The sequence below is a fragment of the Streptomyces griseoflavus genome (assembly GCF_014649995.1).
Lineage (GTDB): Bacteria > Actinomycetota > Actinomycetes > Streptomycetales > Streptomycetaceae > Streptomyces > Streptomyces griseoflavus.
Genome location: NZ_BMUC01000001.1, coordinates 1,035,895 through 1,050,131, shown reverse-complemented (window position 1 = coordinate 1,050,131; position 14,237 = coordinate 1,035,895). Strand labels below are relative to the sequence as shown.

Below are 14,237 nucleotides of genomic sequence, written 5' to 3'. Positions count from 1 at the left end.
GGGTCGTCATCGGGGTCCTTCCGCGTGGGCCCGGTGGACCAGGGTGAGGAGGTCCGCCAGGTCACCGGTGCTGGTGGTGGGGTTGAGGAGGGTGGCCTTGAGCCAGAGCCGGCCGTCGGCGCGGGCGCGGCCGAGGACGGCGCGGCCGGTGGCGAGGAGGTGCCGGCGCACGTCCGCGACACCGGTGTCGTCGGCGTGGGCGGGCCGGAAGAGGACGGTGCTGATGACGGGCCGGTCGTACAGGTCGAAGCGGGGGTCGTCGTCGAGGAGACCGGCGAACTCCCGGGCGAGGGCGCAGACCCGGTCGACGAGGGCGCCCAGTCCGGTGCGGCCCAGCGTCTGGAGGGTGACGGCGACCTTGAGGACGTCGGGGCGCCGGGTGGTGCGCAGGGAGCGCCCGAGGAGGTCGGGGAGTCCGGCGTCGGTGTCGTCGTCGGCGTTGAGGTAGTCGGTGGGGTGGTGCAGGACGGCGAGGTCGCCGGCGTCACGGACGGTGAGGAGTCCGGCGGGGACGGGCTGCCAGCCGAGTTTGTGCAGGTCGAGGGTGACGGTGTGGGCGGCTTCGAGACCGGCGAGCCGGTGCCGGTGGAGGTCGCTGAAGAGCAGGCATCCGCCGTAGGCGGCGTCGATGTGGAGGCGGGCGCCGTGGGCGGCGCAGCGGGCCGCGATCTCGGGCAGGGGGTCGATGAGTCCGGCGTCGGTGGTGCCCGCGGTGGCGGCGACGAGGTGGGGTCCCGGCAGCCGGGTGAGGGCGTCGTCGAGGGCGGCCGGGTCGAGGGTGCCGGCGGGGGCGGGGATCTCGACGGGGTCGGGCAGCCCGAGGAGCCAGGCGGCGCGGGGCAGTGAGTGGTGGGCGCCGGCGGCGTGCACGAGGCGCACCGAGCCGCCGTGCGCCTCGCGGGCGAGGAGGAGGGCGAGCTGGTTGGCCTCGGTGCCGCCGGTGGTGACGAGGCCGTCGGTGTGGCCGGCCTCGCGGGCGAGGGCGCGGGTGAGGAGGCTTTCCAGGGCGGAGGCGGCCGGGGCCTGGTCCCAGGAGTCCAGGGAGGGGTTGAGGACGCTCGCGGCGAGGTCGGCGGCGGCCGCGACGGCGAGCGGCGGGCAGTGCAGGTGGGCGGCGCACCGGGGGTGCGCGGGGTCGGCGGCGCCCTCTGCGATGACGCGCACGAGGGTGTGCAGGGCGCCGGGGTCCCCCTTCTCCGGCAGGACCTCGCCGACCGCTTCCCGGACGGTGGCGGTGACGGCGTCCGGGCCGCCGGCGGGCAGCGGCCCTCCGCGCGCCTCGCCGCCCTCCCGCAGGGCGGCGAGGACGGTGTCGAGCAACGGCCTCAGGTGGTCGGGGCCTCGGGGGCCCGAGGCGAGGGGCGGCGGCGTGCTGATGGCTGTCCTCCGGGGCGGTGCGCGGGAGGGCTCCAGCTTGTACGGGGAGCGGGTGCCGCGCCCGGAAAGCCCGGGGATCAGACCCAAAAGGAGGTACGTCCCGGTTGATGACGTACGTGGGGGGCGCCTCCGGACGGATCGGAGGCGCCCCCGCGGGCGTCGTGCTACGCCTGCTGTACGCGCAGGGCGCGGGCCAGGTCGTCGAGCTGGTCGGCGAGTCTGCGGCGCAGGGCGGGCGTCGGGTCGGACTTGCGCAGGCACTTCTCGCCGAGCTTGAGGGTCTCGGCGTCGACGGCGTGGGCGGGGAAGGCCCAGCGTCCGGCGGCCTCGGCGATGGCCGGTCCGCGGCGGGCGGCGAGGGCGACGGCCTCCTTGTAGTAGCGGGCCACGTAGGGGCGTACCAGGTCGGCCTGTTCGGGCTGCCAGAAGCCGCGGGCGGTGGCGGTGAACAGGTAGTTGGACAGGTCGTCGGAGCCGAACAGGGCGTCCCAGGCGCGGGCCTTGGCGTCCGCGTCGGGCAGGGCGGCCCGGCAGCGGGCGGCGCCCTCCTGGCCGGTGGCGCTGGGGTCGCGGTCGAGTTCGGCGGCGATGGCGGCCTCGTCGACGGCGCCGAGCACGGCGAGGCGGGCCAGGACCCGCCAGCGCAGCTCGGGGTCGAGTTCCGGGCCGCCGGGGACGGTGCCGTCGGCGAGCCAGGCGGCGAGGGTCTCGGGACGGGCGGCGACGTCGATGTAGTGGCGTACGGCGATCAGCCGCAGTCCCGGGTGGTCGCCGTCCTCGGTGCGCCGGATGAGGTCGCGGCACAGGGTGGTGAGGGTGGAGAGGGCGGCGGGCCGCTCGTCGGGGGTGAGGTAGCGGTCGGCGACATGGACGCAGGCGAAGGCGAGGACGCCCTGGACGAGGGCGAGGTCGGTCTCCTCGGGCAGGTGGGCGGCGGCGGTCGCCAGGTAGTCGGCGGGGCGGAGTTCACCGTCGCGGACCATGTCGCGCAGGGCGTTCCACACGACGGCGCGGGTGAGCGCGTCGGGGATGCCGGACAGACCGCGCAGGACGGTCTCCAGGGAGGTCTCGTCGAGGCGGATCTTGGCGTAGGTGAGGTCCAGGTCGTTGGGGACGACGAGGGCGGGGCGGGTGCCGGCGCGCGGCTCGGGCGCCTCGCCCCGGGGCACGTCGGTCTCGTAGCGCTCCCGCAGCAGGAGGCTGCGGCCGTCGTGCAGGTCACGGTCGTACACGCCGACGGTGACGCGGTGGGGGCGTTCGCCGTCGCGGCCGAGGTCCAGGGTCCACTGGCCGGGGCGGGAGTCGACGGACGCGGTGAGGGTGTCGACGCCGGTGGTGCGCAGCCACGCGTCGGCCCAGGCGTGGACGTCGCGTTCGGTGGCGGCGGCGAGGGAGTCGATGAAGTCGGCGAGGGTGGCGTTGGCGAACCGGTGCCGCTGGAAGTGGATGTTGATGCCGGCGAGGAAGTCCTTCTCGCCGAGCCAGGTCACCAGCTGGCGCAGGGCGGAGGCGCCCTTGGCGTAGGAGATGCCGTCGAAGTTGAGCAGGGCCGAGGCGGTGTCCGGGACGTTCCCGGGGGCGACGGGGTGGGTGGAGGGCCGCTGGTCGGCGTCGTAGCCCCAGGCCTTGCGGGCCACCCCGAAGTCGGTCCAGGTGTCGGTGCCCCTCCATCGGGGGGGCTGCCCCCCGGGCCCCCCGGGGGCCACCTCGTTGAGGGTCTGGTAGCCCATGTACTCGGCGAAGGACTCGTTGAGCCAGATGTCGTCCCACCACCGGAGGGTGACGAGGTCTCCGAACCACATGTGGGCCATCTCGTGGGCGACGACCATGGCGCGGGTCTGGCGCTCGGTGTCGGTGACCGCGGAGCGGAAGACGAACTCGTCGCGGAAGGTGACCAGTCCGGGGTTCTCCATGGCGCCCGCGTTGAACTCCGGGACGAAGGCCTGGTCGTAGGAGTCGAAGGGGTAGGGCTCCTCGAACTTCTCGTGGTACCGGTCGAAGCAGGCGCGGGTGATGTCGAGGATCTCGTCCGCGTCGGCGTCGAGGTACGGGGCGAGCGAGCGGCGGCAGTGGATGCCGAAGGGCAGTCCGCGGTGCTCGGTGCGCACCGAGTGCCAGGGCCCGGCGGCGACGGCGACGAGGTAGGTGGAGATCAGCGGGGTGGGGGCGGCCCGCCACACGCCCCGGCCGGTGTGCTCGGTGACGCCGTTGGCGAGGACGCTCCAGCCCTCGGGCGCGGTGACGGTGAGGTCGAAGACGGCCTTCAGGTCGGGCTGGTCGAAGGCGGCGAAGACCCGCTGCACGTCGTCGAGGAAGAGCTGCGTGTAGACGTAGGTCTCCCCGTCGGTGGGGTCGGTGAAGCGGTGCATGCCCTCACCGGTGCGCGAGTAGCTCATGCTCGCCTCGACGCGCAGCTCGTGTTCGCCGGCGGTGAGGTTCTTCAGCGGCAGCCGGTTGCCGTCGAGGGTGCCCGGGTCGAGGGGCTGTCCGTCGAGGGTGACGGAGCGCAGCTCGGCGGGCTTGATCTCGACGAACGTGTCCGCGTCCGCGCGGGCGTCGAACCTGATCAGGGTGCGGGAGTCGAACGTCTCGTCGCCGGCGGTCAGATCGAGGTCGATCGTGTAGCGGTGGACGTCGAGGAGCTGTGCTCGGTTCTGCGCTTCGTCGCGCGTCAGTACGGACATGCGGGCCATGCTGCCCGATGCCATGGCCCGGGCACAGGGGCGGATCGGGTTCGCGGCCTATGTCCGGTCTCGTTCGAGCTCCCCGCTCTGCGCCCCCGCGGGCTGTCCGGGCGCCATGTGCGCGTGCGGGTGGGGCAGCGCGGGGTGTGCGGGGGCGGGGTTGCGTTCGTCGAGCCGGGCGCGCAGGGCGCGGACCTCGGCCTCCAGGGCGAGCCGGCGCTGATGGACGTCGTAGAGGTGGCGGATCTTGGTGCGCAGCGCCCACGGGTCGACGGGCTTGGCGACGAGGTCGGCGACGCCGAGGCCGTACGCGGCGGCCCCGAGCTGCCGGTCGCGGGCGAACCCGGTGAGCAGGACGACGGGGATGTGCTGGGTCTGCTCCAGGCGCCGCATGTAGCGCACGACGTCCAGGCCGCCGGTGCCCGGCATGTGGACGTCGAGGAGCAGCAGGCCGACGTTTCCGCGCAGGAGCTGTTTGAGGGCCTCGTCGCCGCTGGTGGCCCGGCCCAGCAGGTGACCCAGCGGGGCGAGGGCGCTCTCCAGGGCGTACAGGGTGTCCTCGTGGTCGTCGACGATGAGGATGCGGGCGTTGGGCGGCATGGCGCACGTCCCTCCTCGTAAGGGACCGGATGGCTGTCCGGCGCTGACGGACGGTGGCCGTCAGCCGACAAGGGGTGCACAGCGCAGCATGCCCCGCGGGGGCCGTTCTGTCACTCCCCGGCGGGGGAGGTCGTGGCCGCGTTCGCCGAGGGCGTGTCGTCGGCGATGCGCTCGTGGTGCCGGATCACCTCGGCGATGATGAAGTTGAGGAACTTCTCCGCGAAGGCCGGGTCGAGTTTGGCGTTCTCGGCGAGGGCGCGCAGCCGGGCGATCTGGCGGGCCTCGCGGCCGGGGTCGGCGGGCGGCAGCCGGTGCTCGGCCTTGAGCCGGCCCACCTGCTGGGTGCACTTGAAGCGTTCGGCGAGCATGTGGACGACGGCGGCGTCGATGTTGTCGATGCTGTCGCGCAGCCGGGTGAGTTCCTCGCGGACGGCGGGGTCGGCGTCGCCCGTGGCGGTGTTGCTGGTGGTCATGGGGCGTCAGCCTACGGGGCGGGTGGCGCCGGGGGCGGCGGTGTCCGGGGCGGGACCGTACAGTGGAGGCGGGTTCTGGGCGCGCGGGGGTGCGACGTGGCGAACGGCGGACCGGTGGAGCACGGCTACCCGCATCTGGAGACGGTGCGGGAGGCGGTCACGGCGCTGTACAGGCGGCTGACGTACGACACGGTCCGGACGTTCCCGGTGAGTGTGGCGCCCGCCGATGTGGCGTTCTGCGACACGGACGACCTGCACCTGGGGGCGCAGCGGGTGGCCCGCGAGATGGTGCGGCACTACCGGCTGCCGGACGCGCGGCTGATCGTCGGCTTCCGTGAGATGACGCACGCGGCGAACGTGGAGCTGACGGCGGGTCCGGAGTACTTCATCGAGCTGAACGACCGGTTCCGCACGCACCGGCGGGACATCGGGGCGGCGCTGGCGCACGAGGTGGCCCATGTGTACCTGCACCGGCTGGGGCTGTCGTTCCCGGGGACGCGGGACAACGAGATCCTGACGGACACGACGGCCACGTACCTGGGCGCGGGGTGGCTGCTGCTGGACGCGTTCCGGGAGGACGGGGCGTCGTCGCAGAAGCTGGGGTACCTCACGCCGGAGGAGTTCGGGTACGTGCTGGCGAAGCGGTCGCTGGCGTTCGGGGAGGACCCGTCGGTGTGGTTCACCAGCGCGCAGGCGTACACGGCGTACGGGAAGGGGATGGCGCTGGCGCGGCGGGACGGGGAGCAGCCGCCGCTGCGCTCCGCGGGGTGGGCGGGGCGGCGGCGCTACGCGCGGGACCGGCGGCACGCCCAGGACCGCTCGGTGGAGGCCGGGGTGCGGCACGAGGTGCCGTACCGCTTCACGGCGGACGGCGAGGGCCCCCTGCGGGTGTCGTTCCCCTGTCCCACCTGCCACCAGCGGATCAGGGTCCCGGTGAAGGGACGCGTGCGGGCGCGGTGCGGGCTGTGCCGGACGGTGCTGGAGTGTGACACGTAGAGGCCGGCCGGACCGGGCGCGGTCCCGTCCACCGGGTGCGGACCACCGGTCGCGGCCGTCGCCCCTCCCCCGGGTCCCGGAACCGGCGGTACGGCACTCGTACCCCGCCCCTCACGCCGTCCGCCGGCGTTCGCTATTTTGTTCGCCGCCGTCATCACCGGCTCTTTTCCCCTTCCGTCCCTCCCGAGGAGCCGGCCCGTGGATTCCGAGTCCACCGTCACCACCTGTTACCGCCATCCGAAGGTGGAGTGCCACGTCCGCTGCACCCGCTGCGAGCGGTACATCTGCCCGGACTGCATGCGGGAGGCGGCCGTGGGCCACCAGTGCCCCGAGTGCGTGAAGGAGGGCGTCCGCTCGATGCGGCAGGCCCGCACCCTGGTGGGCGGCCGGGTCTCCGTGGTGCCCGTGGTGACGTACGTCCTGATCGCCGTCAACCTGCTGCTGTATCTGGCGGAGGTGCTGCGCCCGGAGATCGTGGACCGGTTCGCGATGGTGGGCGCGGGGCTGCTCGGGCCGGACGGCGAGCACTACCTGTGGATGGATCCGTACCCCGCGGGCTTCACCCCGGAAGGGGTCGCGGCCGGTGAGTGGTACCGGCTGCTGACCGGCGCCTTCCTGCATCTGCCGCCCACCGCGGGCACGTTCGGCATCCTCCACGTCGTGATGAACACGGTGGCGCTGTGGAACCTGGGCCGGCTCGTCGAGCCGATGCTCGGCCGGATCCACTACCTCGCCCTGTACCTGCTGTCCGCGCTGGGCGGTTCGGTGCTGGTGCTGCTGATCGCGCCCGGGGACGCGGTGGTCGGCGCCTCCGGTGCGATCTTCGGTGTGGGCGCCGCGTACTACGTGATGGCACGGCGCGTGGGCGCCGACATGGGCCAGGTCAACCGGTTCATGGCCGGGCTGCTGCTGTGGCTGGTGATCTCCGCGGTGTTCACGTCCTGGCAGGGGCACCTGGGCGGGCTGCTGGCCGGCGGTGCGGTGGCGCTGGTCTTCGCCCACGTGCCCCGGGGCAGGCACCGGGCGCTGATCCAGGCGGCGGCCTGCGTCGCGCTGCTGGCGCTGCTGGCCGTGCTGGCCCTGGGGAAGGCGGCGGCGCTCGGCGGCGGGGCGGTCTGAGCCCTCTTTTCCGTACGCTTGGGCCATGAAACGCGCCCTGCTCACGGTCCTGTCCGTCGTCGCGCTCGCGGCGGCGGCCTGCTCGTCCGCCCCGTCCGACGGGAAGGAAGCGGCGGGGCTGACCAGCCCCGCCAAGAAGGAACTCGCGCAGCAGATCGTCGCCACCGCCGAGAACGGCACGCTCGACTGGCGCAGCGCCTACGGCTACATCGAGGACATAGGCGACGGCCAGGGCTACACCGCGGGCATCATCGGTTTCTGCACCGGTACGCACGACCTGCTGACCCTGGTCGAGCGGTACACCGAGGAGCACCCGGGCAACGGCCTGGCCCGCTACCTTCCGGCGCTGCGCGCGGTGGACGGCACGGACTCGCACGAAGGGCTTGACCCGGGGTTCACCGCGGCCTGGAAGGCGGAGGCGGAGCGGCAGGGGTTCCGTGCCGCGCAGGACGCCAAGCGGGACGCCGAGTACTTCGGCCCGGCGGTGCGGCGGGCGGAGCGGGACGGGCTGTCGGCGCTGGGCCAGTTCATCTACTACGACGCGATGGTCTACCACGGCCCCGGTGACGGCGCCACGAGCTTCGGCGGCATCCGCGCGGCGGCGCTGAAGCGGGCGGACGCCCCGGCCGGGGGCGGTGACGAGGAGAAGTACCTCGCCGCGTTCCTGGACGTCCGCCGCAAGGCCATGAACGAACTGCACCCCACGCACGACACCAGCCGCGTCACCGTCCAGCGCCGCTTCCTCGACGAGGGGAACCTGGACCTCGAGACCCCGCTGGAGTGGGAGATGTACGGGACGCCCTACAAGGTGGCGTGAGCCCGGGAGATGTGGCGGCGCCCGCCCCGTTGTCCGGTCGGGGACGATGGGGCGGGCGCCGTCGGTGTTCCGTACGCCTTTGTACGTAACGTCTTGTCGGGCCGTCAGACCATCAGCGCGCGGTCCGTCGGGCGGATCGGGGCCGGCAGCTCGCTCGCCCCCGTGAGGAAGCGGTCGCAGCCGCGGGCCGCCGAGCGGCCCTCGGCGATCGCCCACACGATGAGCGACTGGCCGCGGCCGGCGTCACCGGCCACGAACACGCCGGGCACGTTGGTCTGGAAATCGGCGTCGCGGGCGATGTTACCCCGCTCGTCGAGGTCCAGGCCGAACTGGTCGACCATGCCGTTGTCCCGGTCGGTGCCGGTGAAGCCCATGGCGAGGGTGACCAGCTGAGCCGGGATCTTGCGCTCGGTGCCCGGCTTCTGCGTGAGCTTGCCGTCGACGAACTCCACCTCGGTCAGGTGCAGCCACTGGACGTTGCCGTCCTCGTCGCCCTCGAAGTGGGTGGTGGAGACGGAGTAGACCCGCTCGCCGCCCTCCTCGTGGGCGGACGTGACCTTGTAGAGCATGGGGAAGGTCGGCCACGGCTGGGAGACCGGGTTCCGCTCCTCACCCGGGCGGGGCATGATCTCCAGCTGGGTCACGGAGGCCGCGCCCTGGCGGTGGGCGGTGCCCACGCAGTCGGCGCCGGTGTCACCGCCGCCGATGACGACGACGTGCTTGCCCTCGGCGGAGATCGGCGGGGCGACGTAGTCGCCCTCCTGCACCTTGTTGGCCAGCGGCAGGTACTCCATGGCCTGGTGGATGCCCTTGAGCTCGCGGCCGGGCACCGGCAGGTCGCGCGCGGTGGTGGCGCCCACGGCGAGGACCACGGCGTCGTACCGCTTGCGCAGCGCGGTGGCCGGCATGTCGCGGCCGATCTCGATGCCGGTGCGGAACTTGGTGCCCTCCGCGCGCATCTGCTCGATGCGGCGGTTGATGTGCCGCTTCTCCATCTTGAACTCGGGGATGCCGTAGCGCAGCAGGCCGCCGATGCGGTCGGCGCGCTCGTACACGGCGACGGTGTGTCCGGCCCGGGTCAGCTGCTGGGCGGCGGCCAGGCCCGCGGGGCCCGAGCCGACGACCGCGACGGTCTTGCCGGACAGGCGCTCGGGGATCTGCGGGGCGACGTCCCCGGTCTCCCACGCCTTGTCGATGATCGAGACCTCGACGTTCTTGATGGTGACCGGCGGCTGGTTGATGCCCAGCACGCACGCCGACTCGCACGGAGCGGGGCACAGGCGGCCGGTGAACTCCGGGAAGTTGTTGGTGGCGTGCAGCCGCTCCGAGGCGGCACCCCAGTCCTCGCGGTAGGCGTAGTCGTTCCACTCGGGGATGAGGTTCCCGAGCGGGCAGCCGTTGTGACAGAACGGGATGCCGCAGTCCATGCAGCGGCTGGCCTGCTTGCTGATGATCGGCAGCAGGGAGCCGGGGACGTAGACCTCGTTCCAGTCCTTGGTGCGTTCCTGGACCGGACGGGACCTGGCGACCTCGCGGCCGTGGTTCAGAAAGCCCTTCGGATCAGCCATGGGTCGCCGCCTCCATCATCTTCTCGGTGATCTCGGTCTCGGAGAGACCGGCTCGCTCGGCGGCGTCCTTGGCGGCGAGCACTGACTTGTACGTACGGGGGATGATCTTGCTGAAGCGCTCCACGGCGGTGTCCCACTCGGCGAGCAGCTTCCCGGCGACGGTGGAGCCCGTCTCCTCCCGGTGCCGGCGGACCACGTCGTGCAGCCACTGCCGGTCGGCGTCGTCCAGGGCCTGGACGGCGTCCAGGTTGCCCGCGTTGACGTTGTCCCGGTCCAGGTCGATGACGTAGGCGATGCCGCCGGACATGCCGGCCGCGAAGTTGCGCCCGGTCTCGCCGAGGACCACCGCGTGGCCGCCGGTCATGTACTCGCAGCCGTGGTCGCCCACGCCCTCGGCGACGACCAGCGCACCGGAGTTGCGGACGCAGAACCGCTCGCCCGTGCGGCCCCGCAGGAACAGCTCACCGCCGGTCGCGCCGTACGCGATGGTGTTGCCCGCGATGGTGGAGTACTCGGCGAGGTGGTCGGCGCCGCGGTCCGGGCGGACCACGATGCGGCCGCCGGACAGGCCCTTGCCGACGTAGTCGTTGGCGTCGCCCTCCAGGCGCAGCGTGATGCCGCGCGGGACGAAGGCGCCGAAGGACTGGCCGGCGGAACCGGTGAAGGTGATGTCGATGGTGTCGTCGGGCAGGCCCGCCCCGCCGAACTTCTTCGTCACCTCGTGGCCGAGCATGGTGCCGACCGTGCGGTTGATGTTGCGGATGGCGACCCGGGCGCGCACCGGCTGGGCGTCCTCGACGCCGGCCGCGGACAGCGCGTCGGCGGCGAGCTTGATCAGCTCGTTGTCGAGGGCCTTCTCCAGGCCGTGGTCCTGGGTGACGGTCCGGTGGCGGACGGCGCCCTCGGGCAGGTCGGGCACGTGGAACAGCGGCTCCAGCTCCAGGCCCTGCGCCTTCCAGTGGTCGACCGCGCGGGTCACGTCGAGGACCTCGGCGTGGCCGACGGCCTCCTCGATGGAGCGGAAGCCCAGCTCGGCGAGGAGCTCGCGGACCTCTTCGGCGATGAAGCGGAAGAAGTTCACGACGTACTCGGCCTTGCCGGTGAAGCGGTCGCGCAGCACCGGGTTCTGGGTGGCGATGCCGACCGGGCAGGTGTCCAGGTGGCAGACGCGCATCATGACGCAGCCCGAGACGACCAGCGGGGCGGTGGCGAAGCCGAACTCCTCGGCGCCGAGCAGGGCGGCGATGACCACGTCACGGCCGGTCTTGAGCTGGCCGTCGGTCTGCACGACGATCCGGTCGCGCAGCCCGTTGAGCAGCAGGGTCTGCTGGGTCTCGGCGAGGCCCAGCTCCCAGGGGCCGCCCGCGTGCTTCAGCGAGGTGAGCGGGGAGGCACCGGTGCCGCCGTCGTGGCCGGAGATCAGCACGACGTCCGCGTGGGCCTTGGAGACACCCGCCGCGACGGTGCCGACGCCGACCTCGGAGACCAGCTTGACGTGAATGCGCGCCCGGGGGTTGGCGTTCTTCAGGTCGTGGATCAGCTGGGCGAGGTCCTCGATGGAGTAGATGTCGTGGTGCGGCGGCGGGGAGATGAGGCCCACGCCGGGGGTGCTGTGGCGGGTCCTGGCGACCCACGGGTAGACCTTGTGGCCGGGCAGCTGGCCGCCCTCGCCGGGCTTGGCGCCCTGGGCCATCTTGATCTGGATGTCGTCGGCGTTGACCAGGTACTCGGACGTCACGCCGAAGCGGCCGGAGGCGACCTGCTTGATGGCGGAGCGGCGGGCCGGGTCGTACAGGCGCTCGGGGTCCTCGCCGCCTTCACCGGTGTTGGACTTGCCGCCCAGCTGGTTCATGGCGATGGCCAGCGTCTCGTGCGCCTCCTGGGAGATGGAGCCGTACGACATGGCGCCGGTGGAGAACCGCTTGACGATCTCGGAGACCGGCTCGACCTCGTCGACCGGGATCGGTCCCCGGCCGGACCTGAAGCCGAAGAGCCCGCGCAGCGTCATCAGCCGCTCGGACTGCTCGTTGACCCGGTCGGTGTACTTCTTGAAGATGTCGTAGCGGCCGGAGCGCGTGGAGTGCTGGAGGCGGAAGACCGTCTCCGGGTCGAACAGATGCGGCTCGCCCTCGCGGCGCCACTGGTACTCGCCGCCGATCTCCAGCGCGCGGTGCGCGGGAGCGATGCCGGAGGCCGGGTAGGCCTTGGCGTGGCGGGCGGCGACCTCCTTGGCGATCACGTCGATGCCGACGCCGCCGATCTTGGTGGCGGTGCCGTTGAAGTACTTCTCCACGAAGTCCTCGGCGAGGCCGACCGCCTCGAAGACCTGGGCGCCCCGGTAGGAGGCGACCGTGGAGATGCCCATCTTGGACATGACCTTCAGGACGCCCTTGCCGAGCGCGTGGATCAGGTTGCGGATGGCCTTCTCGGGCTCCATGCCGGGCAGGAAGGTGCCCGCGCGCACGAGGTCCTCGACGGACTCCATCGCCAGGTACGGGTTGACGGCGGCGGCGCCGTACCCGATGAGCAGGGCGACGTGGTGGACCTCGCGGACGTCACCGGCCTCGACCAGCAGGCCCACGTGGGTGCGCTGCTTGGTGCGGATGAGGTGGTGGTGGACGGCCGCGGTGAGCAGCAGCGACGGGATCGGCGCGTGCTCGGCGTCGGAGTGCCGGTCGGACAGCACGATGAGGCGGGCGCCGTTCTCGATGGCCCCGTCGGCCTCGGCGCAGATCGCCTCGATACGCTCGGCGAGGGCGTCACCGCCGCCGGAGACCCGGTACAGGCCGGAGAGGGTCGCGGCCTTGAAGCCGGGCATGTCGCCGTCGGCGTTGATGTGGATGAGCTTGGCCAGCTCGTCGTTGTCGATCACCGGGAAGGGCAGTGTGACGCTGCGGCACGCGGCGGCCGTCGGGTCGAGCAGGTTGCCCTGCGGGCCCAGCGAGGAGAGCAGGGAGGTGACCAGTTCCTCGCGGATCGCGTCCAGCGGCGGGTTGGTGACCTGGGCGAACAGCTGGGTGAAGTAGTCGAAGAGCAGCCGCGGACGCTCGCTGAGCGCGGCGATCGGCGAGTCGGTGCCCATCGAGCCGATCGGCTCGGCGCCGGCCTTGGCCATCGGCGCGAGGAGGACGCGCAGTTCCTCCTCGGTGTAGCCGAAGGTCTGCTGGCGGCGGGTGACCGAGGCGTGGGTGTGCACGATGTGCTCGCGCTCGGGCAGGTCGGACAGCTCGATCTCGCCCGCCTCGAGCCACTCCGCGTAGGGGTTCTCGGCGGCGAGGGCGGCCTTGATCTCGTCGTCCTCGATGATGCGGTGCTCGGCGGTGTCGACGAGGAACATGCGGCCGGGCTGGAGGCGGCCCTTGCGGACGACCTTCGCCGGGTCGATGTCGAGCACGCCGACCTCGGAGCCGAGGACGACGAGCCCGTCGTCGGTGACCCAGTAGCGGCCGGGGCGCAGGCCGTTGCGGTCGAGCACGGCGCCGACCTGGGTGCCGTCGGTGAAGGTGACGCAGGCGGGGCCGTCCCAGGGCTCCATCATCGTGGAGTGGTACTGGTAGAAGGCGCGCCGGGCCGGGTCCATGGAGTCGTGGTTCTCCCACGCCTCCGGGATCATCATCAGCACGGAGTGCGGCAGGGAGCGGCCGCCCAGATGCAGGAGTTCCAGCACCTCGTCGAACGAGGCGGAGTCGGAGGCGTCGGGGGTGCAGACCGGGAAGATCCGCTCCAGGTCCTTGCCGGAGCCGAACAGGTCGGAGGCGAGCTGGGACTCCCGGGCGCGCATCCAGTTGCGGTTGCCCTTGACGGTGTTGATCTCGCCGTTGTGCGCGACGAACCGGTACGGGTGCGCCAGCGGCCACGACGGGAAGGTGTTCGTGGAGAACCGGGAGTGCACCAGGGCGATCGCGGAGCCGAAGCGGCGGTCGGACAGGTCCGGGAAGAAGGGTTCGAGCTGGCCGGTGGTCAGCATGCCCTTGTAGACGATCGTCCGGGCCGACAGGGACGGGAAGTAGACGCCCGCCTCGCGCTCGGCGCGCTTGCGCAGCACGAACGCCTTGCGGTCGAGCTCGATGCCCCGGCTGTCGCCGGCGCTGACGAAGATCTGCCGGAAGACGGGCATGGTGGAGCGGGCGGTGGCGCCGAGCAACTGGGGCGCGACCGGCACCTCGCGCCAGCCGAGGACGGTCAGGCCCTCGGCGGCGGCGATCGCGTCGATCCGGGCGACGGCGTCGTCGGTGCCGGCCTCCGGCAGGAAGGCGATGCCGACGGCGTAGCCGCCGGCCTCCGGCAGGTCGAATCCGGCCACCTCGCGGAAGAAGGCGTCCGGCACCTGGGAGAGGATCCCCGCGCCGTCGCCGGAGTCCGGCTCGGAGCCGGTGGCGCCGCGGTGCTCGAGGTTGCGCAGAACGGTGAGTGCCTGCTCGACCAGGGTGTGGGACGCCTCGCCGGTGAGGGTGGCGACGAAACCGACGCCGCAGGCGTCGTGCTCGTCGCGGGGGTCGTACATGCCCTGCGCGGCAGGGCGAGCATCCATGAACGACCAGTTCGGGCGGTCGTTCGGAGAATGCTGGGACGGCTGGCGCGGCGTACGCATCGGCTCTCCCGT

The 14,237-nt window shown here is 72.5% G+C and carries 9 protein-coding genes; 3 read left to right on the top strand and 6 right to left on the bottom strand.

Annotated features, from left to right (window positions below; translation table 11 throughout):
• Window positions 1–6: 6 nt before the first annotated feature.
• From IE172_RS04605 to IE172_RS04590, 4 genes are all read right to left on the bottom strand, one after another.
• Window positions 7–1,320 carry a pyridoxal phosphate-dependent decarboxylase family protein gene (locus IE172_RS04605; RefSeq protein WP_229885766.1) on the bottom strand — a complete coding sequence of 438 codons (1,314 nt, stop codon included), beginning with the start codon at window positions 1,318–1,320 and terminating at the stop codon, window positions 7–9.
• A gap of 221 nt (window positions 1,321–1,541) precedes the next feature.
• Window positions 1,542–4,070 carry an aminopeptidase N gene (gene pepN / locus IE172_RS04600; protein WP_190096012.1) on the bottom strand — a complete coding sequence of 843 codons (2,529 nt, stop codon included), beginning with the start codon at window positions 4,068–4,070 and terminating at the stop codon, window positions 1,542–1,544.
• Between the two features lie 48 nt (window positions 4,071–4,118).
• Complete coding sequence (locus tag IE172_RS04595; RefSeq protein ID WP_190095741.1) at window positions 4,119–4,661, bottom strand: response regulator; 543 nt, start codon at window positions 4,659–4,661, stop codon at window positions 4,119–4,121.
• A 110-nt stretch (window positions 4,662–4,771) separates the two neighbouring features.
• Window positions 4,772–5,134 carry a chorismate mutase gene (locus tag IE172_RS04590; protein WP_190095740.1) on the bottom strand — a complete coding sequence of 121 codons (363 nt, stop codon included), beginning with the start codon at window positions 5,132–5,134 and terminating at the stop codon, window positions 4,772–4,774.
• Window positions 5,135–5,230: 96 nt separating this feature from the next.
• Between IE172_RS04590 and IE172_RS04585 the strand changes: the two genes are divergently transcribed.
• The 3 genes from IE172_RS04585 to IE172_RS04575 all read left to right on the top strand — a co-directional run bounded on the left by IE172_RS04585 (window position 5,231) and on the right by IE172_RS04575 (window position 8,066).
• Complete coding sequence (locus tag IE172_RS04585; RefSeq protein WP_190095739.1) at window positions 5,231–6,130, top strand: hypothetical protein; 900 nt, start codon at window positions 5,231–5,233, stop codon at window positions 6,128–6,130.
• Window positions 6,131–6,328: 198 nt separating this feature from the next.
• Window positions 6,329–7,249 (top strand): rhomboid family intramembrane serine protease, encoded by a 921-nt coding sequence (locus IE172_RS04580; RefSeq protein WP_190095738.1) that lies wholly within the window; start codon window positions 6,329–6,331, stop codon window positions 7,247–7,249.
• A gap of 25 nt (window positions 7,250–7,274) precedes the next feature.
• A complete protein-coding gene (locus IE172_RS04575; RefSeq protein ID WP_190095737.1) occupies window positions 7,275–8,066 on the top strand; it encodes a chitosanase in 792 nt (263 codons plus the stop codon).
• A gap of 104 nt (window positions 8,067–8,170) precedes the next feature.
• On the opposite strand, the gene IE172_RS04570 is transcribed toward IE172_RS04575, so the two are convergent.
• The gene (locus IE172_RS04570; protein ID WP_190095736.1) at window positions 8,171–9,634 is read right to left on the bottom strand and encodes a glutamate synthase subunit beta; all 1,464 of its coding nucleotides are present in this window, start codon (window positions 9,632–9,634) and stop codon (window positions 8,171–8,173) included.
• A complete protein-coding gene (gene gltB / locus IE172_RS04565) occupies window positions 9,627–14,225 on the bottom strand; it encodes a glutamate synthase large subunit (RefSeq protein WP_190096011.1) in 4,599 nt (1,532 codons plus the stop codon). The genes IE172_RS04570 and gltB overlap by 8 nt, the downstream gene beginning before the upstream one ends.
• Between the last annotated feature and the right edge of the window lie 12 nt (window positions 14,226–14,237).

Bases quoted from the DNA above. Each gene is read 5' to 3' on its own strand.
- pepN (WP_190096012.1), bottom strand. From the start codon at position 4,070: ATGGCCCGCATGTCCGTACTGACGCGCGACGAAGCGCAGAACCGAGCA.
- IE172_RS04595 (WP_190095741.1), bottom strand. From the start codon at position 4,661: ATGCCGCCCAACGCCCGCATCCTCATCGTCGACGACCACGAGGACACC.
- IE172_RS04590 (WP_190095740.1), bottom strand. From the start codon at position 5,134: ATGACCACCAGCAACACCGCCACGGGCGACGCCGACCCCGCCGTCCGC.
- IE172_RS04575 (WP_190095737.1), top strand. From the start codon at position 7,275: ATGAAACGCGCCCTGCTCACGGTCCTGTCCGTCGTCGCGCTCGCGGCG.
- IE172_RS04570 (WP_190095736.1), bottom strand. From the start codon at position 9,634: ATGGCTGATCCGAAGGGCTTTCTGAACCACGGCCGCGAGGTCGCCAGG.
- gltB (WP_190096011.1), bottom strand. From the start codon at position 14,225: ATGCGTACGCCGCGCCAGCCGTCCCAGCATTCTCCGAACGACCGCCCG.